Origin of the sequence: Thiobacillus sp., assembly GCF_030696885.1 — a bacterium.
Taxonomy (GTDB): domain Bacteria; phylum Pseudomonadota; class Gammaproteobacteria; order Burkholderiales; family Thiobacillaceae; genus Thiobacillus.
Map to the genome: position 1 here is coordinate 82,915 of NZ_JAUYRI010000020.1, position 25,536 is coordinate 108,450.

The window sequence follows — 25,536 nt, forward strand, 5'->3', positions numbered from 1 at the left end:
TGCATGGATATCACGCTACGCACCTTCGTTTTCATCGACTCGCTGCAACCGCAGCTGGCGTCGTATCTCGCCACGTCTTCGCAGGGCTTCTTGCCGGTCCCGGGCGACGCCTGCGTGTGGATCGAAGTCGCGCCGGGCATGGCGGTGCACCGTCTGTCCGACATCGCACTCAAGGAGACCAACGTTCACCTCGGCGAGCAGGTGGTCGAACGCTCCTTCGGTTCCATGGAGATCCACTACCGCAACCAGAGCGAGGTGATGGAAGCGAGCAACATCATCCTGCGCCAGCTCAACACCACCATGGATACGCGGATGGCCTGCCGGATCGCCTGGAATGAGATCATCCGCGGCATGACGCCGGATCACACCACGCTGATCAACCGCCAGTTGCGCAAGGGATCGATGATCCTGCCCGGCAAGAGCATGTTCATCCTCGAAGTCGAGCCGGCGGGTTATGCCGTTTATGCCGCCAACGAAGCGGAGAAGGCAGCCCATGTCACGCTGGTCGACGTGAAGCCTTTCGGCAACTTCGGCCGTCTGACCATGATGGGCAGCGAGGCGGAGGCCGAAGAGGCCCAACGCGCTGCCGTTCACGCCATCGAGCAGATCAACCAGCGCGCAACGCGGGAATAAGCGGCCTTAGGCCGACGGTGCCGACGTGGCGGTGCCGAGCAGGTTGATGGCATCGATGAACTGGTCGGCGTAATCCGGCGTACCCGCTTTACCGGTCACGCCTGCACGGCGGAGCTTGCCCAGAACCCGCGGGTTGGCTTCACTCAGCACCACCTGAATGCCCCGCTTGCGCAGTTTCCCGATCACCGCTTCTAGCGTCTGGATGCCGGTGATATCCATGAAGGGAACGCGCCGCAGCCGGATGATGAGCGCTTTCGGGTCGGTGTGCGTCTGCAGCAGCGCGCGTTCGAAATTCTCTACTGCGCCAAAAAACATCGGCCCCGCGATCTCGTAGACCATGACGCCCGCCGGCAGACGTTCGACGCCGTGCTGCGCGAGCTCGGACTGCAACGCCTGGGTGTCCATTTCCTTCGTTTCCACCACCTCGGCCATGCGCCGCAGGAAGTGCAGGATCGCCAGAATCACACCGACGTTCACCGCAACGACGAGGTCGGCGAACACCGTCAGCAGGAAGGTGATGACGAGGATCGCGCGGTCGGCGCGCGGCGCCTTTTTCAGGATGTCGGCGAAGTGGTGTACCTCGCTCATGTGCCACGCAACGACGAACAGGATCGCTGCCAGCGCGGCGAGCGGAATGTGCGCCGCCAGCGGCGCCAGGAACAGCACCACGGCCACCAGCGTGGCGACGTGCACCAGCCCGGCGAGCGGGCTGGTGCCGCCGTTGCGGATATTGGTTGCCGTGCGCGCGATCGCGCCGGTGGCGGCGAAGCCGGCGAACAGTGGCGCAACAATGTTGGCGATGCCTTGGCCGATGAGTTCCTGGTTGGAGTCGTGGCGGGTGCCGGTCATGCCGTCGGCGACGACCGCCGAGAGCAACGACTCGATCGCGCCGAGCATGGCGATGGTGAACGCCGGGCCGATGAGCAGGATCATTTGCGTGAGCGACAGGTCGGGCAGGGTGATCGGAGGCAGGCCGGCCGGGATGCCGCCGAAGGCGGTGCCGATGGTCGCCACACCGGGCGGGTCAAACGCGACGTGAATCAGGGTGGCGGCAACCATCGCGACCAGCGGGCCGGGGATCTTCGACAGGCCCCAGATGCGCGGCGAATAAATCACCAGCAGCAGACTCAGCACCGCCAGCGCGGCGGTGGGCCAGTGCGCTTGGGGCAGCACCTGTAATTGATGCCAGAATTTGTCGTGGAAATGGTCGCCGGTGACCTTGGGCAGGCCGAGGAAATCCCCCCACTGTCCAACGAAGATGATGACGGCGATGCCGGCGGTGAAGCCGACGATCACCGGCGCGGGAATGAACTTGATCACGCTGCCCATGCGCGCCAAGCCCATCAGCAAGAGTATGACCCCGGCCATGAGGGTGGCCACCTGCAGCCCCGCGATGCCGTATTTCGCGGTGATCACCGAGAGGATGGCAATGAAGGCGCCGGTGGGACCAGCAATCTGCACCCGACTGCCACCGAGCAGCGAGACCAGGCCGCCTGCGAAAATTGCCGTGTAGATGCCCTGCTCGGGTCGCGCGCCGGAGGCGATGGCGAAAGCCATGGCGAGCGGCAGCGCCACCACGCCGACGACGACCCCGGCAGCGATGTTCGACAGCCACTGGCTACGCGCGAACAGCCCGGCGCGGTGGGCTTCGAGGAGGGCGATCATGCGGGCTTTCCTTTCGGGCAAATACGGGTTGACATGCAATGCACATCGGACGAGCATATTATTATCATTCCATTGTAATTTAGCAATCGCTTATGGAACTCAAGACCGCCCGCCTGACCCTCCTCCTCGATCCGGCCAAGAAGCAGGCCTTCGAGCAGCTGTGCGCGCAACAGGACGTCACGCCTTCACAGGTGGTGCGGCGGTTGATCCGCGAATACCTCGAATCCCATGGCGTCGAATGGGAGCCGAGCGGCGCGCGCAAGCCGGCCGCGGACCGCAAGGGGCGCTAGAAGGGGTAGGAGTCAGGCTGTCAGGTGGGACGGACGTCTCGCCGCATCGCGCTGCGCGGCGGCGAGGGAATTACAGACGCACTTCGACTTCGGGCTTGTTCGACATGACTTCGATCGAATGTTCGAGGTCGATTTGGGCTGAATTGGTGCCGGGCACGCTGCCCAGACGTTCGATGAGTTCATCTTGCTCGAGAATCTCGCGCCGGCCGTCGGCATGCTGCAGGTAGGCGGCCCAGGGCACGAACTTGGTGAGCGGGAAGTTTTCACCGGGATTGGGCGAAATGTCGATGTTAATCCCGGCAAGGAACACCAGATTGCGCCCGGTCATCGCCGAGGACTGCACCAGACTGCGGAAGGTGCGGTCGAACTCGACCATGGTGTTGGCGCACGCCGCGGTGAGCAGCGGGTGCCGGGAGGTGAGGATCCACGGCATGGGTGCCAGCAGGTTGTTTTCGAGCTGGTCCTGCAGCGGGTCCAGATAGCCGCCCTTGTGACGGAAGTAGAAATCCTCCGCCGCGAGGTGTTGGCTGATGGCGACGCTGTCGGTCTGCGGCCAGGTGTCGACGCCGAGACGGGCGATCAGCTGGCTTGACGCGGCGAAGATGTGTCCGGTGCTGCGCGTCGACAGCGGCGGTGGCAGTTCCTCGCCGACCGCGCCTTGCACCAAGTTCTCGAAAATGAGGAACAGGCCTTGCGGACGCGGGCTCGCGATCAGCTGATAGTCGACGAGCACGGCGAGCTGACCTTCGTGGCGCAGCAGGCGGATGTTCTCGCAGGCGTAGTCGTACTCGGTCTTGTACCACTCGATGATGCGGCCGATCTTGCCGCAGCTGCAGCTCAGGTGCTCGTTTTCCGACTGCAGGCGGCGGTAGACGCCGAATTCGCCGCTGTCCGGCTCATAACCGACGTGGCTCGCCTGCAGCAGCAGCAGGTCCTTGCCGTGGTCGGCGTGCGGGCCGTGGCGGTCGACTGAGACGATGCCGCCGACGCGGCCGTGATTGAATGGAAACGCACCGAATTGCTTGGCGAGGAGGATGATCGGGAAACCCTGGCTCTCGTCCGAGCAGAACGCCCGCGACGGCATGATCTTTCCGGGCGTAAAGCCCAAGGACAGGCACCAGTTATAAAGTTTGGGAACGAAGCTGGTGTAGCACAGCATGCGACCGTCTAGGCGAAAGCTGTGGAGGGCGCTGGCGATGCTTGCGCGATGGGAAAACATGGGCTTTGAGCTTAGTAAAAATGGACTTGTTGCTATAATAGCAAGCTTTTTAAATCAACCGCCTGACAGGACGACGCTGGTGCGGCCGGCGCTGTAACCCATGAATCCCAAGCTTTACCGTTTCCTGCCGTTCTTGCGCTGGTTTCCGCTCAAGGGCGACGACGTCAAGATCAACTTTCTCGCCGGCCTGACCGTTGCGCTAGTGCTGATTCCGCAGTCGATGGCCTATGCGCAACTCGCGGGACTTCCTGCTTATTTCGGCCTGTACGCGGCGTTCCTGCCAGTGCTGGTGGCGTCGATGTGGGGTTCGTCCAACCAGCTGGCCACGGGTCCGGTGGCGGTGGTCTCACTGCTAACGGCATCGTCGATCGCGACGCTGGCCGCGCCCGGCAGCGACGAATTCATCGCGCTCGCGATCATGCTGACCTTCCTTGTCGCGGTCATCCAGCTCGTGCTGGGCGTGTTCAAGCTGGGCGTGGTCGTCAATTTCCTGTCGCATCCGGTTATCGTCGGTTTCACCAACGCCGCCGCGCTCATCATCGGCCTGTCGCAGGTGTCGAAGATTCTGGGCGTGTCGATGCCGCGCAGCGAATCCTTCATGCACGACATTATCGGCGTGTTCCGCCAGATCGGCGACACCCACTGGCCGACTCTGGTCATGGGTGTTGGGGCGATGCTGCTGATGTGGGCGATGAAGAAATATGTGCCGAAGTGGCCAGGGGTACTCGTGGCCGTGGTGCTGACAACGCTGATTTCGTGGGCGATCGGCTTCGAACGCAATTCGAGCGCGACGCACGATCAAGTGGCCAATCCCGAGCTGCGCGCGCAGATCGAGCGCACGCTACGGGCCGTCGCCGAGGTTAATCATCTGAATGCGGTCATCGCCGACAAGAACGATGCGCTCGCCGTGGCGACCAAGGCCGGGGACAGCATAAACGCCGTCAATCTCGAGGCCGACGTCGGGCTCGCCCGGATCGCGCTGCGCAACGCTGAAGAAGTGTCGGCGAGCGAGCGCAAGAGCCTGCGCATGATCCCGGTGGTGCAGCAGATCGATGAAACGGGCGCGACGCTCGCGGTGTATCCGGCCGGCATGGCGCCTGCGGGGGCCAAGCTGGACGAGACCGAATATCGCATTCGCAGCGTCAATGACAAAGGGTTTACGCTTGTCGGTGGCGGCGAAGTGGTCGGCAGCATCCCCGAAGGCCTGCCGCAGTTCAGCCTGCCCACGCTGGACATGAGCAAGCTCGGCGCGCTCTTCTCGGCGGCGCTGGTGATCGCGCTGGTGGGCTTCATGGAGGCGATCTCAATCGCCAAGGCGATGGCGGCCAAGACCAAGCAGCGGCTCGACCCCAACCAGGAGCTTATCGGCCAGGGTCTTGGCAACCTCGCGGGCAGCGTTTCAATGTCCTACCCGACCTCGGGCTCGTTCTCGCGTTCGGCGGTGAATATCAACATGGGAGCGACCTCGGGCCTGTCGGCCGTGTTCACGGCACTGATCGTGCTGGTCGCGCTACTGTTCCTGACGCCGCTGCTGTATCACCTGCCGCAGGCGGTGCTGGCCGCGATCATCATCATGGCGGTCGGCGGGCTGGTCAACATCGAGGCGGTGAAGCACGCATGGAAGGCGCACAAGCACGACGGCGCCGCGGCCATCGTCACCTTCTTCGCGACCATCTTTTTCGCGCCGCACCTCGACAGCGGCATCCTGGTCGGTGCGGGTCTCGCCATCGTGCTGTTCCTACTGCGCACCATGAAGCCGCGCGTCGCGCTGCTCGGCCGCTACAGCGATGGCACGCTGCGTGACATCAAGGTCAACCCCGACTTGCCGACCAGCGAGCACATCATGGCGATGCGCTACGACGGTTCGCTGTATTTCGCCAATGTGTCCTACTTCGAGGACACCGTGCTCGAAGCGCTGGCCGAGCGGCCCAATGTCAAGTATGTGCTGATCGTCGGCGACGGCATCAACCAGATGGATGCCTCCGGCGAAGAGGTGGTTCACCATCTGGTCGAACGCCTGCATGAAAACGGTATCACCCTGGTGTTCTCCGGACTCAAGAAACAGGTGCTGGACTGCATGCGGCAGACCCGTCTGATCGAGGCGGTCGGCGAGAACAACATCTTCGCCACCGTAGACCAGGCGATTGCCTCGATCTATGAGCGCCTCGGCGACGCGGCCCGCGACGATCTCTTCTGTGCAGTGAAGCCGGCCGCTACCTAAGCGCGTCGAGGAAAGGCGAGTATGGAAATCAACTCCATCACCAAGAAGCTGCTGTTCAACACCGTACGGGTCGATACCGTGCTGGAGGACGGCAGCGAGGGGTCCGGTACCGCCTTCGTCGTGAGCCATACGCATCCGCGTGGAACCAACACCTTCATCGTGACCAACCGCCATCTGGTCGACGGCGTGCGCCGCGGCGGCTTGGTGTTCACGCAGAAGCGCAACGGCCAGCCGGTGTTTGGCCAGCGCTTTCAGCTCAACATCGAAGATTTCCCGCACGCTTGGTTCACGCATCCCGATCCAGAGGTCGACCTTGCGATCATTCCGATGCGGCCGCTGGAGCAGGCGGCACACGACCAGGGCGTCGAACTCTATTACCACGCGATCGACAGCCGTCTCGCACCCGACGCCGCGACCCAGCGCGGGTTCGACGCGCTGGAGGATGTGCTGTTCGTTGGTTACCCCAGCGGCGTATGGGACCAGACCAACCTGATGCCCATCCTGCGCCGCGGCACCACTGCGACGCCGATGGCACTCGATTTCGAAGGGCGCAAGGAATTCCTCATCGATGCCGCGGTGTATCCCGGTTCGAGCGGCAGTCCGGTGTTCGTCTACCAAACGGACGTGATGCGGCCGAGCCAGGGCAACAGCAAGAAATTCCTGTTTGCCGGCGTGGTGGCCGCGGTGTTTTTCCGCGAGGAAGCCAACCACCTGGTGCCGGCACCGGTGCCGGCCAACAACCACGGCCTGGTGATGGGCTCGGAAATGATCGACCTCGGCCTCGTCATCAAGGCCGAAGCCGTGCTTGAAGTAATTAATGCCTATCTCGGCAAGTGGGCAGAGTGATCTCGCCCCCCAATCCTGACTGACTGAGAACGCCATGCAAAACAAGATGACCTATCCGGGTTTCCATAAGGATTCCCACGGTATGACCACGCTGTCGCGGGTCGTCCTCGATGCGTGGCTCTTCGGCATCCTGCCGGAAACGGAAGACTGCGCTGGATGGGATTTGCAGCGCATGCAGAAAGTGATGGGTGAGGTCGAACAGGAATGGGACAAATACGGCAGCCTGCCGAGCTTCCTTCCGCCGGAGCTGCGTCAGCGCCATACCGAGCTCTATGAAATGGCGACCGAGCGCGCCAAATCGCTCGGCTGGAATCCCGAGCTCGGCGACGACGAGTAGGGACCTCGCGGCTCAGGCGGCGACGCGATCGTAATGGTTCGCCAGCGTCTCCAGGGCCATGGCCTTGCTCAGGAAAATATTCTCCCGGCCCAGCGCCTCGTCGAGTCCGGCGCGCGCCAGCGCTTCCCTTACCGGTTTCTTCAAACCCGATAGCATCAGCGTCACGCCCGCTCGCTTGAGATCGGTCGCGAGCGCACGCAGTTTTTCCTCGCCGGTGGCGTCGATCTGATTGATGCCGTTGCCGATCACCAGCACAGCCTTCGCCTGCGGAAACTGGCTGAGCGCCTTCATCACGGCCTGCTCGAAGAAGGCCGAATTGATGAACACCAGGGAGGCGTCGAAGCGCAGTGCCACGTAGTGCTCGCTGATCGGCGGCAGGTCGTGGCTCGCCGCGCCGGCGAGCGTGCCGTCCCGGGTGCGCCCCAGCACCTCGCTGCGCGGCTGCATCACGCCGTGCAGGAATAGCAGGATGGTGAGCACCACCCCGACCAGCACACCGTTTGCAAGCTGCGGCGCCATGACGAGCGTGGCGAGGAAGGTGAGCAGACCGACCACGCCGTCACTCGGGCGCACGTTCCACGAATGACGCAGCGACTTGAAGTCGATCAGGCCGAACACCGCGCTCATCACGATCGCCGCCAGCACCGGTTGCGGCAGGTGATAGAAATACTTGGTCAGGAACAACATCACGATGACGACGCCGAGCGCGCTGATGATCGCGTAGAGTCCCGTGCGCGCGCCGGACTTCGCCGCCACCGCTGAGCGTGAGAACGAGCCCGATACCGTATAAGACTGGAAGAAGCTGCCGACGATGTTGGCCAGCCCCTGCCCGATGAGCTCCTGGTTGGGGTCGAGCTTTTCGCGGCTCTTGGCCGCGAGCGCGCGCGAGATCGAGGTCGCTTCCATGAAGCCGATCAGCGCCATGATGAAGGCGGTGCCCAAAAGACCGCTCATCACGCCCAGATCCATCGCGGGGATCGCGAAGCTGGGCAGGCCGGCGGGGATATTGCCGACCACCTGGCCCCCGCCCGAAAGGCGGAACTTGCCGTCCGTGATTCCGGCGAAGCGCCAGGGCGTCGTGGTCCAGTCGTGCTCGGCCGCCGCGCGATACCGCAGCGTGCCGTCCGCGCCCGTGACGGGCTCGAGCGCATAGCGGAACACCGCGACCCGCTGACCGTAGAGTTGTTTTTTCAGGCTCTGCTCCTCACCGAGGAGGCGCAGTTCTTCGGATTCCAGCGTGTAGTCGTGAGCAAGGGTCTTGGCGAGCGTGGCGATCTGTTTGCGCACCTCACCTTGCGCGGTCTTGTTGCGGGCGAGTGCCGCTTCCAGTTGGGCGTATTGGGTGTAGGCCGTGCGCGCCTCCGCATCGACGATCTGCTCGGGTGCGACCACGGCCGTTTTCTCGAAGCCGATTGCCGCGCTGAGTACGGTGCCGAGAACGACGACCGCGAGTACGCCAGGCAGCCGGGGCAGCCATTTCTTCAGCAACGACATCGCCACCAGCGTGCCGACGCCGAAGACGATGGTCGGCCAATGCGCCAGCGGAAATTGCATCACCACATGCCAGAGGTCGCGCAGGAACATGTCAGAACGCGGCATCGGCACGTTGATAAAGGTGTTGAGCAGCGACAGGCCGATGATCAGCGCGGCGGCATTGGTGAAGCCGTTGATTACCGGGTGCGAAGCGAGGTTGATCAGCACGCCCATGCGGAAGGCGCCGAGGGCGAGGCGCAATACGCCCACCATCAGCGCGAGCGTCAATGACAGTGCGATGAATTCGTCGGTACCGCGGCTTGCCAGCGGTTCGATCGCCGCCGCCGACATCAGCGACAGCAGCGCGACGGGTCCGGTGTGGAGGAAGCGCGATGCGCCCCACATGGAGGCGATCATGACGGGCAGGAAGGCGGCATATAGGCCGTACACCACCGGTAGACCGGCCAGCGTCGCGTAGGCCATCGATTGCGGAATGAGGATTAGCGAAACCGTGATGCCGGCGACGAGATCGCTGCGTACGGACTCGCCCTGCAGCGGAAACCAGCGCAGGAAGGGAAAAAGACGATTCAACATGGGTGCATGCATTCAAAACAAAAAAAGCAATCCTCTCATGCCTGCGCGCAGGCATGAGAGACGATCGTGTGCGGGGAGGATCAGGCCGCGCGGCTTGCGGCGCCCGGCGCCACAGACGAGGTGCTGGTGCGGGTGACTGCATCGGCGGTGGCGACCAGCACGACCGGTACCGGAATGGCGTCGCGCCGCATGCTGCCTGTCAACAGGCTGCGGCCCAGATAGCCCGCTTCGTTGCAGATCAGGAAAGCCACGTCGGGGCGTTTGCGCAGCGCATGGACCAGCGCGGAGGGGGGCTCGCCGGCCAGCAGACTCAGTTCCATGCGGATGCCGGCCGCCGCGAGCGCTTCCCGGTGGGGAGCCAGCAACGCTTCGGCTTCGTTCGCCGACCGGAAAGTCAGGACGCGCAGACCGTGCCGCAGGCGGCCGCAGGTCTGGATGACATATTGCATGACGTCGGCAGGCAATTCGCTGCCAAGATAGAGGCCGATCTGGGGGCCAGCGGCGACGGGTGTGCTCGGCGCAGGCTGGGACACAGGCACCGCGCTGCCCGAGAGCGCCCGGTCCTTTTGCTGCCGGGTGAGATTTTCGCCGGCGTTGGCGTGGGCGAGGGCGTTCAACATGCGTTGGATGTCCTGGGTCAGTTTCATCTGGGGCTCCTGGTTAATCGGTTGTGGTCTCTCCCTTGCCCTTGCACGTGCCGTGCCAGCAATTAAGTTGATAAAAATCAAAATGATAGGTATTTTTCGCATCATGGCCCGGTCGCCGGACTGTTGCATACTGTAGCGGTACTTGTTGCATGTGTTGTAATATGCAACATTCTGTTAGCCGGCTTTGCGCCATGCCCAGCCTCCGCAACAAAATCCTGCGCACCTACGGGTTTTCCAAGCTCGTCATGCTGGGCTTCGCCGTCGTTGTCTTTGTTGACCTCCATTACCTCAATCGCCAGATCGAGGCCGGACAGGTGATCACCGATTTCCGCGAGGCCACGCTGGAAATGCGCCGCGACGAAAAGAACCTGTTTCTCTATCGCGATTACGCGAGCCTCGACCAGTTGCTGATGCAGATCGACGCCACCCGCCAAACGCTCATCGACAACCGGGAGACCTTCGCGGCGATCAGCGGCGAGACGATGCAACGCACCATCGAGGACCTCGTGCGGCGCTACCGTGCCGAACTCGCGCGTTATCCTTTACTCAGTCAGTCGGAGCAGGCCGCGGCGCGCGGCGTGATTCGCGACCTCGGCCACGACCTCAGCGAGGCGTCGGACGAACTGTCGCGCGGCGAGCGCCAGCTGCTGGCCGAAGCCACACAGCGGGCGGCGTTGCTGCTGGTGCTGGCGTTCGCCGGCGTGGTCGCGCTGGGCCTGGCCGGCGGACTTTTCCTGGTGCGGCGGGTGGTGCGTCCGCTGCGCGAGCTCGAGGCGGGGCTCCACGCCATCGACGAAGGCCGCGCGCGCGTCCTGCCGGAGTCCGCGGGCGACCAGGAGATTCAGTCCTTCGTGACCGCCTTCAATGCGATGCTGAAGCACATGCGCCAGCAACAGGATCAGGCCCGGCGCAACGAGAAGGCCGCGGCGCTCGGTGTGCTCGTGTCCGGGGTGGCGCACGAACTCAACAACCCGCTGTCAAACATCTCGACCTCGGCGCAATTGCTGCTCGAGGAAGACGCGGCGGGCGACGCAGAAATGAAACGCCTGTGGCTGACGCAGATCGACAGTGAAACCGAGCGTGCCCGGCGCATCGTGCGTCGCCTGCTCGACAGCGTGCGTCAGCCCAAACTGCACCGGCAGCGCCTGGCGCTGGCCGACCTCGTGCAATCCTCGCTGGCGCTGGTGAACCGCCAGTTGCCGGCAGGCGTGCAGGTCTGCGTGGGGACGATGGCCGAGATCGAGATCGAGGTCGATCGCGAGCGCCTGCATCAGGTCTTCATCAACCTCATCAAGAACGCTGCCGACGCTGGCGCCCGGCACGTCACGGTGAGCGCAGCGCTTCAGGCCTGGGAGGCCGAACTTGCCGAGGGGGCCCTGCTGGTGGGTGACCCGGCGATGGTCGTCGAGTCGCCCCCGGCCGTGCGGATCAGCGTCGAAGACGACGGCCCGGGCATTCCTCTCGAGCTGCGCGAACACATTTTCGACCCTTTCATCACCACCCGTACCAGTGGCGAGGGCACCGGCCTTGGTCTTTATCTCGTCGAGGAAATCGTCGGCGAGCATCAGGGCTGCATCGTGCTCGACGCCGCCGTGGCCGGCGGCACCCGCTTCTCGATCTGGCTGCCCGGCCCCAAGGACAAGACACCATGAACGAAACCCGCATCCTGCTAATCGACGACGAGACGATCGCGCTGACCAACCTCACGCACGTGCTGCAGCGCGAGGGCTATGCGGTCACCGCGTGCAAGGACGGCGAATCTGGCCTGGCCGCGCTGCGCACGACCGACTTCGACCTGGTGCTCACCGACCTCAAGATGCCCGGCATCGACGGAATGGAAGTGCTGCGCGAAGTGCACACCCGCTATCCCGGCGTCCCGGTCATCATGATCACCGGCCACGCCTCGCTCGACTCGGCGGTTGAGGCGATGAAGGCGGGTGCCTACCATTACCTCGCCAAACCCTTCCGCCTTGCCGAGGCGCGCGAGGTGGTACGCGCCGCGCTCGAACTGCGTCGGGTAAAGCGCGAGAACCAGGATCTGAAACTGCGAATTGAGCAGCTGCAGAATCCGCACACGCTCATCACTCAGGATCTCGGGATGCAGCGGTTGCTGGAAACCGCGCGCCAGATCGCCACCAGCGACAGCAGCGTCGTCATTCATGGCGAGTCGGGAACCGGCAAGGAACTGCTCGCACGCTATATCCACCGGAGCAGCCGCCGCGCGCAGGGCCCTTTCGTCGCGTTCAACTGCGGCGCGCTGTCCGAGGATCTGGCGGCGAGCGAATTGTTCGGTCACGAAAAGGGTGCCTTCACCGGCGCCCAGGCGCGCAAAGTCGGCCTGTTCGAGGCGGCCAATGGCGGCACGCTCTTCCTCGACGAAGTAGCCGAATTGCCGCCGTCAGTGCAGGTCAAGCTGCTGCGCGTGCTGCAGGAGCGCGAGGTGCTGCGCGTCGGCGCGGTCGAGCCGGTGAAGATCGACGTGCGCGTGCTGGCGGCGAGCAACCGCGACCTGCGGGAAGCGGTCGAGGCCGGCCACCTGCGCAACGACCTCTATTTCCGACTCAACGTGGTTACCTTATCCCTGCCGCCGCTTCGCGAACGGCGTGACGACATCCCGCTGCTCGCCTATTTTCTGTTGCGCAAGTTCGCGGTGACGATGGACCGCCCGGTCGAGGAAATCACGCCGGAAGCGATGCAGCGCCTGGTCGAATACGACTACCCGGGCAACGTGCGCGAGCTGTCCAATTTCATCGAACGCGGCGTCGCGCTGGCGCAGGGAGAGGTACTCGACGTCGAACATCTGCCGCAGCACCTGGGCCGGCTGACCGTGCGCGTGTTCGCCCCGGAATTGGCGGCGGCCCCCGCCACGCTGGAAGCACAGGAAAAGGCCCACATTCTGCAGGCCCTCAAGCTGGCCGGGGGAAACCGCAGCGAGGCGGCGCGCATGCTCGGCATCGACCGCGTGTCGCTGTGGCGAAAGCTCAAAAAATACGGCGTGAATGACTGATAATGGCGGCCTTTCGCTACGGATTTCTCGTATGACTTCGCCGCTTCATACCGCCTCCGACTACGTCTTCGACACCCACCTTGAGCATTTCGACCGCGACGTCATCGAAGCCTCGCGCGGTGTGCCGATGCTGGTCGATTTCTGGGCCGACTGGTGTCCGCCCTGCCGCGCGCTGACGCCGGTGCTGGAACGCGTTGTCGCGCACCACGCCGGGAAAATCCGCATGGCCAAGGTCGAGGTCGACGAGGGCGACAACATGAAGCTCGCCGGCCGCTATGAATTGCGCGGTTTCCCCACCGTGCTGCTATTCGTCGGCGGCGAGATCGTCGGACGTTTTTCCAGCGCCCGCCCGGAAGGCTGGGTGCGCGAATTCATCGCCGAGCACACCGATATTGAATAAGCCATTATGGGTGATCGACACCAACGTGGTGCTCGACATGTTGCATTTCGACGATGTGGCTGCACGCCCCCTGCGGCTTGCGCTGGAAGACGGGCGTGTGCGCTGCATGGTATCGGACAGCATGCTGGCAGAGTGGCGGCGGGTGCTGGCCTATCCGGAATTCGGCCTGGATTTGGCGCAACAGGCGAAATTGTTTGCGCGTTATCAGGCGTTGGCGATTAAGACGGATGCCGTGGGGGTGGATGTTGGCCTGCCGCGTTGCAGCGACCCCGATGACCAGCAGTTCATCGAACTGGCTGCGGCAGTCCGCGCGCAGGGCTTAGTGAGCAAGGATCGGGCGCTGATCAAGCTGCGCCGCCGCTGTGCGCCACAATTCCGGATCCTGACGCCGGCCGAGGCGGTGTGCTGGCTGGACGATTCGGCAGCTTGAGTAGACGCCTGGGAATCAGTCCGCATTCCGTGGCTGAAACCGGCGCCGCGCTGCTTCGCTGACCGCCACCACCGCCGGATGGCTCAATCGCCGCTCCACAGAAATGGCGAAAAAGCGTTCGCGGATCTCCAGCGTCTGCCCCAGCTCAATCACGTCGTGCTGCCGCATCACGTCCGGCGCGGTGGTCAGCGGCACCGGGAATACGCCGGCGCCCGCCTGGCCAAACGCGCTCATCAAGGCGCTGTCGTCGAATTCGCCGACGATGGTGGGCTGCAGTCCCTTGCGCTCGAGCCAGCGCAGCAGGGGCACGCGGAGCGCACTGTCCGCGCCCGGGATCAGCAGCGGCGCACCGTGCAGACAGGCGGGAAAGCCGGGCGTCAGAGTGTGTGCCAGGGCGCGGGCGGCCAAAAAGGCGATCCCGCATTCGCCCAGCGGGTGGCTGTAGCCTTTGATGTCCATGGTGGTCGGCAGCGGACGATCGGCCAGCACCATGTCGAGCCGGTGAATGGAGAGCTCGGCTGCCAATTGCTCCAGCCGGTCCTCCCGGCATATCAGCTTGACCGGTTCAGCCAGGGTGAGGGCGGGGGCCAGCAGTTGATAGGCGATGGCCTTGGGCACCACGTCAGCGATGCCGACCCGAAACGGGTGGACGCGGGCGGCCGGGTTGTTTTGCAAGGCTTCCTCGAGTTCGGCGCCAACGTCGAAAATTTCGTCAGCGTAGGTCAGCGCGGTGCGCCCGGCATCGGTCAGTTCGAGCCGGCGTCCGCTGCGGCGGAACAGCGCTACCCCCAGGCGGTCTTCCAGTATGCTGATTTGTCCGGACAGCGTCTGCGGTGTCAGGTGCAGTTTCTCGGCAGCCCGGTTGATGGCACCGGTTTTGGCCACGGTGCGGAAGTAATGCAGGTGCTTGAAGTTGAGCATGATGCGGAGTCAGTTCGGTAAAACCGAACAATAGCAGTATAAAAATCGAATTTTATTGTGTGTACTCGATCTGTATTCTCTTGTGTGGGCATGAAAAGGCCATAAGTTGGCCCACGATTTGAACTTTTAAGTAGAACACCATGAAACGTATTGTTCTGTTCCTCGCCACCAACATGGCCATCGTGCTGGTGTTGTCCGTCACCATGCGCATCCTGGGCGTCGAGCCCTACCTCACCGCGCAGGGATTGAACCTCACCTCGCTGCTGATCTTCGCCGCGGTAATGGGCTTTGGCGGTTCGCTGATTTCACTCGCGATCTCGAAGTGGATGGCGAAGAAATCGATGGGCGTGCGGGTGATCGATACGCCGTCCAGTTCCAAGGAATTCTGGCTGGTCGAAACCGTGAAGAAATACGCGGCGGATGCCGGTATCGGCATGCCTGAAGTCGGCATATTCGATTCGCCCGAGGTCAACGCCTTTGCCACTGGCATGAACAAGAACAACGCGCTGGTTGCAGTGTCGTCGGGCCTGCTGAATGCGATGACAAAGGAAGAAGCCGAAGCGGTGATCGGCCATGAAATCGCGCACATCGCCAACGGCGACATGGTGACGCTGGCGCTGATCCAGGGGGTGGTGAACACCTTCGTCATGTTCCTGTCGCGCGTGATCGGCCACACGGTCGACCGTGTGGTGTTCAAGAACGAGAATGGCCACGGCCCGGCATTTTGGGTGACCATGATCATCGCCGAACTGGTGCTGGGCATTCTGGCGTCGATCATCGTCATGTGGTTCTCACGTCAGCGTGAATTCCGCGCCGACCGCGGCGGTGCCAGCCTGGCCGGCGGGCAGAACATGATCGCGGCGCTGGAGCGTCTGAACAGCCTGCATCCGGCCCCGCTGCCGGAAAAAATGGCGGCCTTCGGCATCGCCGGTGGCGGCGCGTCGGGCCTCAAGCGCCTGTTTATGACGCACCCGCCGCTGGAAGAGCGGATCGCGGCACTCAAGGCGGTGCAGGAATGAGCGCGCGGCTGGCGGTGGTGGATCGGCTCACGAAATCTACTGACCGCTGAGGCGTCGCCATGAACAAACCCGGTCTTTTCGCCTTCGCCACTCAGTTCGCACCCGGGCTCTTCCAGGTGCGCCGTGGCACCTGGATCGCCGTTGGCGTGGGGCTGCTGGTGCTGTTCGGCCTGTTGATCTGGGCCGCTCTGGCGCTGACCGGCTGGTTCTTCGGGCAGGCGCAGGGTTGGATGGGTGCCGCGCCCGAGGCAGTGCGCGGGGCCATGGAGCAGGCGGAGCAGGTCGTGCCCGGCGCGCGCGAGAAACTGGGCGAGTTCGTGCCGGCCCTCAAGCCCTCGCCGCCGCGACGCGACGTCTCCGGCACCGATCTGGGCCCGGTGGCGCGCTACCCCGGACTCGCGCGTACCTACTGGCACCGCGAAGGCAAGCAGGTCACGATCGAATACGAAGGCGAGGCCGACTATGCCGCGGTGCTTGACCACTATGCCAAGGGGTTCGCCACGCAGGGCTACGCTCAGAGCGTGCAATCCGCCACGCCTTCCACCGAGACGCACGAATATACGAAAGGCGGCGAGCGCATTACCTTGAAGATTGCGCAACTGCCCAGGGGCGCCGTCAGCGCGCGCATCGAAACGCCCCTGCAATGAATGACAACCGAAATTCGATATGAACACGAGTAATGCAATCTCCATCGGCGAACCCTGGATGTGGGGTGCCTTCATCGCCTTCGTGCTGGTCATGCTGGTGCTGGACCTGTTCGTGTTCGGCGGCAACAAGGCGCACAAGGTAAGCGTCAAAGAAGCCGCCGGCTGGTCGCTGGGATGGTTGAGTCTGGCGCTGCTTTTCAACGTGGGTCTTTGGTGGCACCTGACGGGCACCGTCGGGCCTGAGGTCGCCGACCGCAAGGCGCTGGAATTCCTCACTGGCTATCTGATCGAGAAGTCGCTGTCGGTGGATAACGTCTTCGTTTTTCTGCTGATTTTCACCGCCTTCCATGTCCCCGCCGAATATCAGCGCCGGGTGCTCCTCTACGGCGTGCTGGGCGCTATCGTCATGCGCGCCATCATGATCCTGGCAGGGGCCTGGGTGGTGCGGGAGTATTCCTGGGTGCTGTACATCTTCGGCGCTTTCCTCGTCGTCACCGGCATACGCATGCTGGTGATGGCAGAAAAGACGCCGGACCTGGAGAAAAACCCGGTGCTGAAATTCGCGCGTAAACATCTGCGCATCACCGAGGACTATCACGGCGAGAAATTCACCGTGATGAAGAACGGTGTGCGCTATTTCACGCCGCTGTTCCTAGTGCTGATTCTGATCGAGGTCACCGACCTGGTGTTCGCGGTGGATTCCATTCCGGCCATCTTCGCCATCACCACCGATCCCTTCATCGTTTTCACTTCCAACATCTTCGCCATCATGGGCCTGCGCGCACTGTATTTCCTGCTGGCCGACGTGGCGGATCGCTTCCATCTGCTGAAATACGGCCTGGCCATGGTGCTCACCTTCATTGGCACCAAGATGCTCATCATGCCCTGGTACCACATACCGGTGCAGGCCTCGCTCGCCATCGTGGCCATCTTGATCGGATCGAGCGTGATTGCCAGCCTGATCGCCACGCGCAAGAAAGCGGCGTGATGCTTCCGCGTTTGCTCGGTGTCGTGCTGCTCGCGGGCGCCCTCGGCGGATGCGCCGAGCCGCCTACAGTAACGCGGACAACGAGCAGTTGAAGGCCTTGCTGGCGCAAGACGTGCCGATCTACGACATGCGCCGGCAGGCAGAATGGTGATCGACCGGTGTGGTGGAGGGTCGCCACACGCTGATTTTCGTGGATGCAGGGCACCACCAAGCCTAGCCGGCTGATCGAACTCGCGGCCCCCTGATTGTTCCCTCATGATCATGATGGCCGTCTTGTAACTACCTGGCACGCTCGATCCACGAACTCGCCGAAGCACTGAAAGGACCCGCATGAACAGCAAACCCGAACGCGATGTAGAAAAAAACTACCCCCTGCCGGAATTCATTGCGAAGTTGCGGCGCCTTGCCGATGCGCTCGAACAGGGCGAACGCTTTGAAATTCAGATCGCAGGCGAAAGAATTTCGGTGCCGGCGCGGGCGATATGCAATATCGAGCACGAACGCGAAGGCGCGTCGGAGGAAATCGAATTCCAGATCAAATGGGAGAACCCGCAATGAACCCCGAACAGCAGAAATCCATCCTCGCCATTGCCCTCTACGCCGCCTTCGCCGACGGCGCCAAGCACGACCGTGAGCGCGAGGAAATCCGCCGCATCGCCGAGTCCCTCGGCGGCGAAGCGGGTGGGGCCGATCTCGCGCGCCTCTACCAGGACGTGCTGCTCAAGCGCGTTAGCCTGGATGCCGCTACCGCCGCGTTGCAGGACCCCGGCGAGCGCCAGTTGGCGTATGAAATGGCGGTGTGCGTGTGCGACGCCGACGGTCGCCAGAGCGAGTCAGAGCAACGCTTCCTGAACGACCTGAAAGCCCTGTTGAAGCTCGATGCCGGACAGGCCGCCGCCTTCGAGCGCGAGGCCGACGTCATCGTCGAACTGTCCGAGGCCGCGGCGCCCGCCGTCGTGGCAGGCACCGCTGTTGCCGCTGCACCCGGCCCAGCGAAGTCGTTGGCGGCTAGGCCGCCTTACGAATCCGGCGTGCCCCTTGCGGGTGCAGTGGTGGCGGCGCAGCCGAACGTGACCGAGGCAGAGCTGGACAAGTCCATCCTCAACTACGCGCTGATGAACGGCGCCTTGGAACTGCTGCCGCAGTCGTGGGCGTCCATGGCCATCATTCCGCTGCAGATCAAGATGGTGTACGGCATCGGCAAGGCTCACGGGGTTCAGCTCGACCAGGGCCACATCAAGGAATTCATCGCCGCCGCCGGGGTGGGGCTCACCTCGCAATATCTCGAACAGTTTGGCCGCAAGTTGCTGGGCGGCCTGCTCGGCAAGGCCGCCGGCAAGACCTTCGGCAAGGTGGGCAGTGCTGCCACCGGCATGGCCTTCTCCTTTGCCACCACCTACGCGCTGGGGCAGCTCGCCAAGCGCTATTACGCCGGCGGCCGGGTGATGAATACGGTGGTGCTTAAAGAAACGTTCCAGAACCTGCTCGGCCCCGCCAAGCAGATGCAAACGCAATACCTGCCGCAGATCCAGCAGCAGGCGGGCAACCTCGACATGGGCCGCGTCATGGCCATGGTGCGCGGGGTTTAAACGTCTTGCGGATATTTTCGGCCCTCTACGCCCGGACCATGCGCTGGTCGCGGCACTGCCATGCGCCGTGGTATCTGGGCGGGGTGAGCTTCGCTGAATCGTCGTTCTTTCCGATTCCGCCCGACGTGATGCTCGCGCCGATGAGCCTCGCCAATCCGTCCAAGGCCTGGCGCTTCGCTTTAATTACCACGCTGGCCTCGGTGGCCGGTGGCCTGTTCGGTTATGCCATCGGCTATTTCGCCTTCGATTCATTCGAGCCCTGGCTGCGCGCTTCCAAATATTGGGACAGCTATCTGGCCGCGGTGAGCTGGTTCGAGCGCTGGGGCTTCTGGGCGGTGTTCATCGCCGGTTTTTCGCCGATCCCCTACAAGGTGTTCACCATTGCCGCCGGCGCCCTCTCCATGGCGCTGCTGCCCTTCACCCTGGCCTCGCTGATCGGGCGCGGCGCGCGTTTCTTCTTGGTTGCCGGGCTGATGGCCTGGGGCGGCGCACGCATGGAAGCGGCGTTGCATCGCACCATCGACCGCCTGGGCTGGGCGACCGTCGCGTTGGTCGTGGTCGGCGCGATCGTCTACCACTGGGCGGGCATGTCATGACTGGCCCGGCGCCGGCGAAGCCCGTTGCCGGGCCGTATTCCGGTCGGCGCGTCACTCTGCTCACGCAGCATGGCAAGGAACGGGTGATCGCGCCGGTGCTGGATGCCGCGCTCGGCTGCCGGGTCGAGTGGGTGGGCGGCTTCGATACCGATACTCTGGGCACCTTCGCCCGCGATATCCCGCGCGCCGGCACGCAGCTCGAAGCGGCGCGCAGGAAGGCGCGCATCGGCATGGAATTATCGGGCCTGCCGCTGGGCCTGGCGAGCGAGGGCGCGTTCGGGCCGGATCCGATGGCGGGACTGTTCCCCTGGAACGTCGAGCTGCTGGTATTCATCGACGACGAGCGTGGCATCGAAGTGACGGGCATGGCGCAGCAAGCGACGCGGTTCGCCCACCTGCTCACGGACGACTGGGCGCAGGCCGTGCAATTCGCCTGCCAGGCCGGATTCCCCGAGCATCACCTGGTGGTGCGCCCGCAAGGCCAGGACGACCCCCGCATTGAAAAAGGCCTCGCCGGCTGGACGGCGCTCGAAGCGGCTTTCAACCAGGCGCGCGGGCAGGCGGAAAACGGCCGGGTATTTCTGGAAAACGACCTCCGCGCCCATGCCCATCCCACCCGCATGGACGTCATCCGTCTGGCCGCCGTGGACCTCGCGGCCAAACTGAATTCGCTTTGCCCCGCGTGCGGCACGCCGGGCTTCCAGGTGATGGAGCGATTAAGCGGCTTGCCCTGTGCCGACTGCGGCGCGCCCACGCGGGAGATTCGCGCCGACATTCACGGCTGTCTCAAGTGCGCGCACCGTGAGACCCGCGCGCGTGCCGGTGTGGAACATGCCGATCCGGGCCGCTGCGATTATTGCAACCCCTGACCATGCCTGAGCGAACGATGCTGAACCGCCTGCGGCGTCTGTCACCCAAAACCACTCAAGGCCGACCAGTCGGCCGGACTGACCACAGCGCTGGTCGCGATTCCCGACGGCATCGCCTCGGCTATTCTGGCTGGACTCAATCCGAAGCACGGTCACTATGCGCTGATGATCGGCGCGCTGATCGCGGCCATGCCGACGGCGAGGCCGGTCCTGCCCATTTAAGGAAAACCGAGACATGACAACGACACAACCCACCGCGACCAAGCACTGGCATGAGCAAAGTGCCGGCGAGGTCTGCGCCGACCTCGAGACCGACCCGGCACGGGGGCTGACTCTTGACGAGGCGGCTCAGCGGCTGGCCTATCACGGCCCCAACAGGCTCGCCGAGAAAAAGCCGCGCCCGGCGTGGCTCAAGTTTTTCGACCAGTTCAAGAATGTGCTGGTGATGGTGCTGCTCGGCGCCGTCGTGCTGGCGGCGGCGATCGGCGACCTCAAGGACGCGGTGGTGATCCTGATCGTGGTGGTGTTCAACGCCGCGCTGGGCTTCTACCAGGAGCACCGCGCTGAGGCGACGCTGGCTGCGCTGAAGAAAATGCTGGCGCAGCACGCCCGGGTGCGGCGCGGCGGGAGGGTGCTGGAAATTCCCGCCGAGCAACTGGTGCCGGGCGACCTCGTGCTGCTCGAGGCGGGCGATCGAATTCCCGCCGACGGCCGCGTACTGGTGTCGCACAACGCTGAAGTGGCCGAAGCGGCGCTGACCGGCGAATCCCACGCCGTAGGCAAGCACGCCGGGGCGCTGCCGCCCGGCGAGCATGCGCTGGCCGAACGCTTGAACATGGCGTTCATGAACACCGTCATCACCCGTGGCCGCCTCGAGCTGATGGTGACCGCCACCGGCATGGGCACCGAGATGGGCCGCATCAGCGGCCTGCTGGACGCGGCGCAGGAAAGCGCCACGCCGCTGCAGGTTCAACTCGATGCGCTGGGCAAGCGTCTCGCCCTCATCGCCGGCGTGGTGGTGAGCCTGATTTTCGTGCTCGGCATCCTGCGCGGCGATCCGCTGGTGCAGACCATCATGACGTCCATCGCCCTGGCCGTGGCCGCCATCCCCGAGGGGCTGCCGGCAGTGGTGACGGTGACCCTGGCCATCGGCATGCACCGCATGGCGAGGAATCGCGCCATCGTCAAAAAGCTGTCGGCGGTGGAAACCCTGGGCTCGACCACGGTGATCTGCTCCGACAAGACCGGCACCCTGACGCTCAACCAGATGACCGCGCGCCAGCTTTTCTACCACGGGCGGCGCTTTGCCGTGAGCGGCGAGGGTTATTCCGGAGAGGGCAGCATTCGCGCCGACAATGGCGATCCGTTGCCAGATTTCCTGCCCCTGCTCACCCCGGCGGCCCTGTGTTCCGATTCCCGCCTCCGCGACGGCCAACTCATCGGCGACCCCACCGAGGGCGCGCTGCTGGCGCTGGCCGCCAAGGGCGGCGTGGATCAGGAAACGGCGGCGGAGCACAGCCCGCGCATCGCCGAAATTCCCTTCGATTCGGCGCACAAGTTCATGGCCACCTTTCACCACGATGGCGAGCGGGTGCGCATGTTCGTCAAGGGCGCGCCCGACGTGCTGCTGGCGCGCGCCGACCGTTTTCTCGGCGCGGCGGGCGAGTCGCCGCTGGACGACCCGGCCCGCGCCGCGTTCGAGGCCGAAAACGCCGCGTTTGCCGGCCAGGCCATGCGCGTGCTGGCGGTTGCCAGCCGTGCCATCCCGGCGCGGGAATTCGACCCCGCCGGCGACCTGATGGCCTGGGCAAACAGCCTGGTGCTGACCGGACTGGTTGGCATCATCGACCCCCCCCGTCCCGAGGCGCGCGACGCCATTCGCCTGTGCAGGAAGGCCGGCATCCAGGTCAAGATGATTACCGGCGACCACGCCATCACCGCCGCCGCCATCGCCCGCGAACTGGGACTGGAAGGGGCTGTGCTGAGCGGTGCGGAACTCGACCGCATCGACGTCGCCGAACTTTCCCGGCATATCGAGGAAACCGTGGTGTTCGCCCGCGTCGCCCCGGAACACAAGGTCAAGATTGTTCAGGCGCTGAAGGCGCGCGGCCACGTCGTCGCGATGACCGGCGACGGCGTCAACGACGCCCCGGCGCTGAAAAACGCCGACATCGGCGTGGCCATGGGCATCACCGGCACCGAAGTGACCCGCGAGGCCGCCACCATGGTGCTTACTGACGACAATTTTGCCACCATCGTCGGCGCGGTCAGGGAAGGCCGCACCATCTACGACAACATCGTCAAATTCGTGCGCTTCCAGCTCTCTACCAACGTCGGTGCCATCCTCACCGTGCTCGGCGCGCAGCTGCTGGGCATGCCGATGCCGTTCACGGCGATCCAGATCCTGTGGATCAACATCATCATGGACGGCCCGCCCGCCATGACCCTGGGTCTGGAACCGGGCCGCCCCGGCATCATGAATGAGCCTCCCCGCTGCGCCGACGAACGCATCCTGTCCCTGGCGCGCTTCAAACGCCTGCTGATGTATGGCATCACCATGTCGGTAGGCACCCTGGGGCTGTTTTACTACGCGCAGGACCGCGGCGAAGCCTACGCGCTGACGCTGGCGTTCACCACCTTCGTGCTGTTCCAGTTTTTCAACGTGTTCAACGCACGCGCCGAGCATCATTCCGCGTTCAACCGCCAGTTTTTCAGCAACGGCAAGTTGTGGGCGGCACTGGGCACGGTGATTGGACTGCAGGCGCTGGTGGTGCACTGGACACCGGCCCAGGCCATTTTCGATACCACGGCATTGTCCGCCCAGGACTGGGGGCTGGCATTCGCGGTGGCCTCCTCCATCCTGCTGCTGGATGAAGGCCGCAAGCTGATGTTGAAATTGCTGCAATACAGCCAGCGGAAGGCGATATGAGCAAAAAGATTCCTTCTGCGGAAAATCATGGCATGGGCAACGTGCCGGCCAGGTCCGCGTGGTTCTTGCCGCCCCGGGGTGGTGCGGCCATGCAATTCCTGATGCGCAAGGGAATCGGATGAAGCCAGGCTGGAGCACTGGGTGCGCGAGTTCATCGCCGAGCACACCGCTAGGCTGGCGTATCCGGAATTTGGTCCGGATGTGGCACGGCAGGCGATGTTGTTCGCGCGTATCGTGCCCTGTCGGATACGGCCCAGACAGTTGAAGGGTGCACCGGCCTGCCCACAAGGGGACTTCGATCCACTGCGGGCTCAAGCCGTGTGGGATCGTATGCCAAAGCTCCAGCGACCCCGACAGCCAGAAGTTCATCAACTGGTCGCTGCCGTCCGCGCATGGGCTGATCAGCAAGGATCGCGCGGTGCCCAGGCTGCGCCGCCGCTGCGCGCCGCTGTTCCGGGTGATGACGCCGGCCGAGGCCGTGCACCCGTTGTTGCCGGCTGTCGACGCCGCAGCATGAAAAGCCCCCGGATTTGGGATAATGTCCGCGCCCACCTTGAACTTGCGCAAGCCAACACCATCTTAAACACGTTCGCTGTCCGGATTTTCCACTGGAGTACTTGATGAAACGTATTGCCCTCTTCCTTGCCACCAACATTGCCATTTTGCTGGTGCTGTCGATCGCCATGCGCGTGCTGGGCCTTGAGCCCTATCTCACCGAGACCGGGCTGAATCTGACTTCGCTGCTGGTCATGGCTGCGGTGATGGGCTTTGGCGGTTCATTCATTTCGCTCGCCATTTCCAAATGGATGGCGAAAAAATCGATGGGGGTGCGGGTGATCGAGTCGCCGTCGAATTCGACCGAGCTCTGGCTGGTCGACACGGTGAAGAAATACGCGGCTGACGCCGGCATCGGCATGCCCGAAGTCGGCATTTTCGACACCCCCGAAGTCAACGCCTTCGCCACCGGCATGACCCGCAACAGTTCGCTGGTTGCGGTGTCCTCCGGCCTGTTGCAGAAGATGACGCGGCCCGAGGCCGAGGCGGTGGTGGGCCACGAAATCGCCCACATCGCCAACGGCGACATGGTCACGCTGACGCTGATCCAGGGCGTGGTGAACACCTTCGTGATCTTCCTGTCGCGCGTCATCGGCCACACCGTCGACCGCGTCGTGTTCAAGAACGAACGCGGCCATGGCCCGGCATTCTGGATTACCACCATCGTCGCCCAGATGGTGCTCGGCATCCTGGCGTCGATCATCGTCATGTGGTTCTCGCGCCAGCGCGAATTCCGCGCCGACCGCGGCGGCGCCAGCCTGGCCGGCGGCACGGCGATGATCGCCGCGCTGGAGCGCCTGAACAGCCTGCATCCGGCCCCGCTGCCGGAAAAAATGGCCGCGTTCGGCATCGCCGGCGGCGGCGCCCACGGGCTCAAGCGCCTGTTCATGACGCACCCGCCGCTGGAAGAGCGTATTGCCGCGCTGCGCAGCGTGCTGCAGTCGGCGTAAGGGCGTCACGATGGCACAACGTCCTGCCCACTCGCTGCTCGAACTCGCGTTCACGATCCTCGTCCCCGCACTGGTGCTGATGAAATTCAGCAGCGAGGACGCGCTTGGCGCGATGAACGCGCTGCTGCTGGCGCTGGCGTTCCCGCTGGGCTGGGGTGCGTTCGAAATGGTGCGCCGCGGCAAGCCGGGCTGGCTTGCGGTGCTGGGACTGGTCAGCGTTCTGCTCACCGGTGGCATCGGAATTTTGGCGCTTGACCCGCAGTGGCTGGCGATCAAGGAGGCGGCCGTGCCGGGCGTGATCGGGCTGGCCGTGCTGATCTCGGCGCGGACCCGCTACCCGCTGGTGCGCACGCTGCTCTACAACCCGGCGGTGGTCGACGTCACGCGGGTGCAGCAGCAGCTGGACGAACGCGGCACCGCCGACGTGTTCGAGCAGCGCCTGCTGCTGGCCAACACGCTGCTGGCGAGCACGTTTTTCTTTTCGTCTGCGATGAATTACGCGCTGGCGACCTGGATCGTCACCAGTCCTGCCGGCAGTGCGGCGTTCAACGAGGAGCTCGGGCGGCTGACGCTGCTGAGCTATCCGATGATCGCCTTGCCGTCGATGCTGATGATGATGGCGGTGCTGGTCTTCCTGGCACGGACGGTGCACAGCCTCACCGGACTCAAGTTCGCCGAGATGCTGCACGCCGCGCGTCAGTAAGCGCGGCC

General features: G+C 64.0%; 24 protein-coding genes and 1 pseudogene. 20 read left to right on the forward strand and 5 right to left on the reverse strand.

The window, feature by feature from the left end:
- The first annotated feature begins 3 nt into the window (after positions 1 to 3).
- Complete coding sequence (locus tag Q8R61_RS10505; protein ID WP_305536956.1) at positions 4 to 633, forward strand: hypothetical protein; 630 nt, start codon at positions 4 to 6, stop codon at positions 631 to 633.
- Positions 634 to 639: 6 nt separating this feature from the next.
- Here the strand turns inward: Q8R61_RS10505 and Q8R61_RS10510 are convergent, their stop codons facing one another.
- Positions 640 to 2,298, reverse strand: a complete 1,659-nt coding sequence (locus tag Q8R61_RS10510) for a SulP family inorganic anion transporter (protein WP_305536958.1) — start codon at positions 2,296 to 2,298, stop codon at positions 640 to 642.
- A gap of 92 nt (positions 2,299 to 2,390) precedes the next feature.
- Here Q8R61_RS10510 and Q8R61_RS10515 point away from each other — a divergent pair, with 92 nt between their 5' ends.
- Entirely contained in the window at positions 2,391 to 2,588 is a 198-nt protein-coding gene (locus Q8R61_RS10515; RefSeq protein WP_305536959.1) for a CopG family transcriptional regulator, read from the forward strand.
- A 70-nt stretch (positions 2,589 to 2,658) separates the two neighbouring features.
- On the opposite strand, the gene Q8R61_RS10520 is transcribed toward Q8R61_RS10515, so the two are convergent.
- A complete protein-coding gene (locus Q8R61_RS10520) occupies positions 2,659 to 3,807 on the reverse strand; it encodes a hypothetical protein (protein ID WP_305536960.1) in 1,149 nt (382 codons plus the stop codon).
- A gap of 100 nt (positions 3,808 to 3,907) precedes the next feature.
- Between Q8R61_RS10520 and Q8R61_RS10525 the strand changes: the two genes are divergently transcribed.
- The 3 genes from Q8R61_RS10525 to Q8R61_RS10535 are packed head-to-tail and all read left to right on the forward strand — an operon-like array spanning position 3,908 to position 7,211.
- Complete coding sequence (locus Q8R61_RS10525; RefSeq protein ID WP_305536961.1) at positions 3,908 to 6,028, forward strand: SulP family inorganic anion transporter; 2,121 nt, start codon at positions 3,908 to 3,910, stop codon at positions 6,026 to 6,028.
- Positions 6,029 to 6,049: 21 nt separating this feature from the next.
- The gene (locus Q8R61_RS10530; RefSeq protein ID WP_305536962.1) at positions 6,050 to 6,874 is read left to right on the forward strand and encodes a serine protease; all 825 of its coding nucleotides are present in this window, start codon (positions 6,050 to 6,052) and stop codon (positions 6,872 to 6,874) included.
- A gap of 34 nt (positions 6,875 to 6,908) precedes the next feature.
- Positions 6,909 to 7,211: a hypothetical protein gene (locus Q8R61_RS10535; protein ID WP_305536964.1), complete on the forward strand. Its 303-nt coding sequence runs from the start codon at positions 6,909 to 6,911 to the stop codon at positions 7,209 to 7,211.
- A 12-nt stretch (positions 7,212 to 7,223) separates the two neighbouring features.
- On the opposite strand, the gene Q8R61_RS10540 is transcribed toward Q8R61_RS10535, so the two are convergent.
- Both Q8R61_RS10540 and Q8R61_RS10545 read right to left on the reverse strand, forming a co-directional pair.
- Positions 7,224 to 9,278: a SulP family inorganic anion transporter gene (locus tag Q8R61_RS10540; protein WP_305536965.1), complete on the reverse strand. Its 2,055-nt coding sequence runs from the start codon at positions 9,276 to 9,278 to the stop codon at positions 7,224 to 7,226.
- An 80-nt stretch (positions 9,279 to 9,358) separates the two neighbouring features.
- Entirely contained in the window at positions 9,359 to 9,925 is a 567-nt protein-coding gene (locus tag Q8R61_RS10545) for a hypothetical protein (RefSeq protein ID WP_305536966.1), read from the reverse strand.
- Between the two features lie 191 nt (positions 9,926 to 10,116).
- On the opposite strand from Q8R61_RS10545, the gene Q8R61_RS10550 reads away from it, so the two are divergent.
- The 4 genes from Q8R61_RS10550 to Q8R61_RS10565 are packed head-to-tail and all read left to right on the forward strand — an operon-like array spanning position 10,117 to position 13,762.
- Complete coding sequence (locus Q8R61_RS10550; protein WP_305536967.1) at positions 10,117 to 11,577, forward strand: sensor histidine kinase; 1,461 nt, start codon at positions 10,117 to 10,119, stop codon at positions 11,575 to 11,577.
- Complete coding sequence (locus Q8R61_RS10555; RefSeq protein WP_305536968.1) at positions 11,574 to 12,932, forward strand: sigma-54 dependent transcriptional regulator; 1,359 nt, start codon at positions 11,574 to 11,576, stop codon at positions 12,930 to 12,932. Before Q8R61_RS10550 ends, Q8R61_RS10555 begins: the two co-directional genes overlap by 4 nt.
- Before the next feature lie 31 nt (positions 12,933 to 12,963).
- Positions 12,964 to 13,332: a co-chaperone YbbN gene (locus Q8R61_RS10560; protein ID WP_305536969.1), complete on the forward strand. Its 369-nt coding sequence runs from the start codon at positions 12,964 to 12,966 to the stop codon at positions 13,330 to 13,332.
- 10 nt (positions 13,333 to 13,342) lie between these two features.
- Positions 13,343 to 13,762 carry a putative toxin-antitoxin system toxin component, PIN family gene (locus Q8R61_RS10565; protein WP_305536971.1) on the forward strand — a complete coding sequence of 140 codons (420 nt, stop codon included), beginning with the start codon at positions 13,343 to 13,345 and terminating at the stop codon, positions 13,760 to 13,762.
- 15 nt (positions 13,763 to 13,777) lie between these two features.
- Here Q8R61_RS10565 and nhaR read toward each other — a convergent pair whose 3' ends face one another.
- Positions 13,778 to 14,683 carry a transcriptional activator NhaR gene (nhaR, locus tag Q8R61_RS10570; protein WP_305536972.1) on the reverse strand — a complete coding sequence of 302 codons (906 nt, stop codon included), beginning with the start codon at positions 14,681 to 14,683 and terminating at the stop codon, positions 13,778 to 13,780.
- 140 nt (positions 14,684 to 14,823) lie between these two features.
- Between nhaR and htpX (Q8R61_RS10575) the strand changes: the two genes are divergently transcribed.
- The 11 genes and pseudogenes from htpX (Q8R61_RS10575) (at position 14,824) to Q8R61_RS10620 (ending at position 25,528) form a co-directional block, all read left to right on the forward strand.
- A complete protein-coding gene (htpX, locus tag Q8R61_RS10575; RefSeq protein ID WP_305536973.1) occupies positions 14,824 to 15,702 on the forward strand; it encodes a protease HtpX in 879 nt (292 codons plus the stop codon).
- Positions 15,703 to 15,761: 59 nt separating this feature from the next.
- Entirely contained in the window at positions 15,762 to 16,349 is a 588-nt protein-coding gene (locus Q8R61_RS10580) for a hypothetical protein (RefSeq protein ID WP_305536975.1), read from the forward strand.
- Positions 16,350 to 16,368: 19 nt separating this feature from the next.
- Complete coding sequence (locus tag Q8R61_RS10585; RefSeq protein WP_305536976.1) at positions 16,369 to 17,337, forward strand: TerC family protein; 969 nt, start codon at positions 16,369 to 16,371, stop codon at positions 17,335 to 17,337.
- A 330-nt stretch (positions 17,338 to 17,667) separates the two neighbouring features.
- Complete coding sequence (locus tag Q8R61_RS10590; RefSeq protein WP_305536978.1) at positions 17,668 to 17,895, forward strand: amphi-Trp domain-containing protein; 228 nt, start codon at positions 17,668 to 17,670, stop codon at positions 17,893 to 17,895.
- Positions 17,892 to 18,926: a YcjF family protein gene (locus tag Q8R61_RS10595; RefSeq protein WP_305536979.1), complete on the forward strand. Its 1,035-nt coding sequence runs from the start codon at positions 17,892 to 17,894 to the stop codon at positions 18,924 to 18,926. The genes Q8R61_RS10590 and Q8R61_RS10595 overlap by 4 nt, the downstream gene beginning before the upstream one ends.
- Positions 18,927 to 18,964: 38 nt before the next feature.
- Positions 18,965 to 19,522, forward strand: a complete 558-nt coding sequence (locus Q8R61_RS10600; RefSeq protein WP_305536980.1) for a YqaA family protein — start codon at positions 18,965 to 18,967, stop codon at positions 19,520 to 19,522.
- Entirely contained in the window at positions 19,519 to 20,391 is an 873-nt protein-coding gene (locus Q8R61_RS10605) for a DUF6671 family protein (protein WP_305536981.1), read from the forward strand. The genes Q8R61_RS10600 and Q8R61_RS10605 overlap by 4 nt, the downstream gene beginning before the upstream one ends.
- A gap of 66 nt (positions 20,392 to 20,457) precedes the next feature.
- A pseudogene (locus Q8R61_RS14950) lies at positions 20,458 to 20,613 on the forward strand (SulP family inorganic anion transporter); the annotation flags it as partial.
- A 13-nt stretch (positions 20,614 to 20,626) separates the two neighbouring features.
- Complete coding sequence (locus Q8R61_RS10610; RefSeq protein ID WP_305536982.1) at positions 20,627 to 23,320, forward strand: HAD-IC family P-type ATPase; 2,694 nt, start codon at positions 20,627 to 20,629, stop codon at positions 23,318 to 23,320.
- A 620-nt stretch (positions 23,321 to 23,940) separates the two neighbouring features.
- A complete protein-coding gene (gene htpX, locus Q8R61_RS10615; protein ID WP_305536983.1) occupies positions 23,941 to 24,825 on the forward strand; it encodes a protease HtpX in 885 nt (294 codons plus the stop codon).
- A 10-nt stretch (positions 24,826 to 24,835) separates the two neighbouring features.
- Positions 24,836 to 25,528, forward strand: a complete 693-nt coding sequence (locus Q8R61_RS10620) for a VC0807 family protein (protein WP_305536985.1) — start codon at positions 24,836 to 24,838, stop codon at positions 25,526 to 25,528.
- Positions 25,529 to 25,536: the final 8 nt, after the last annotated feature.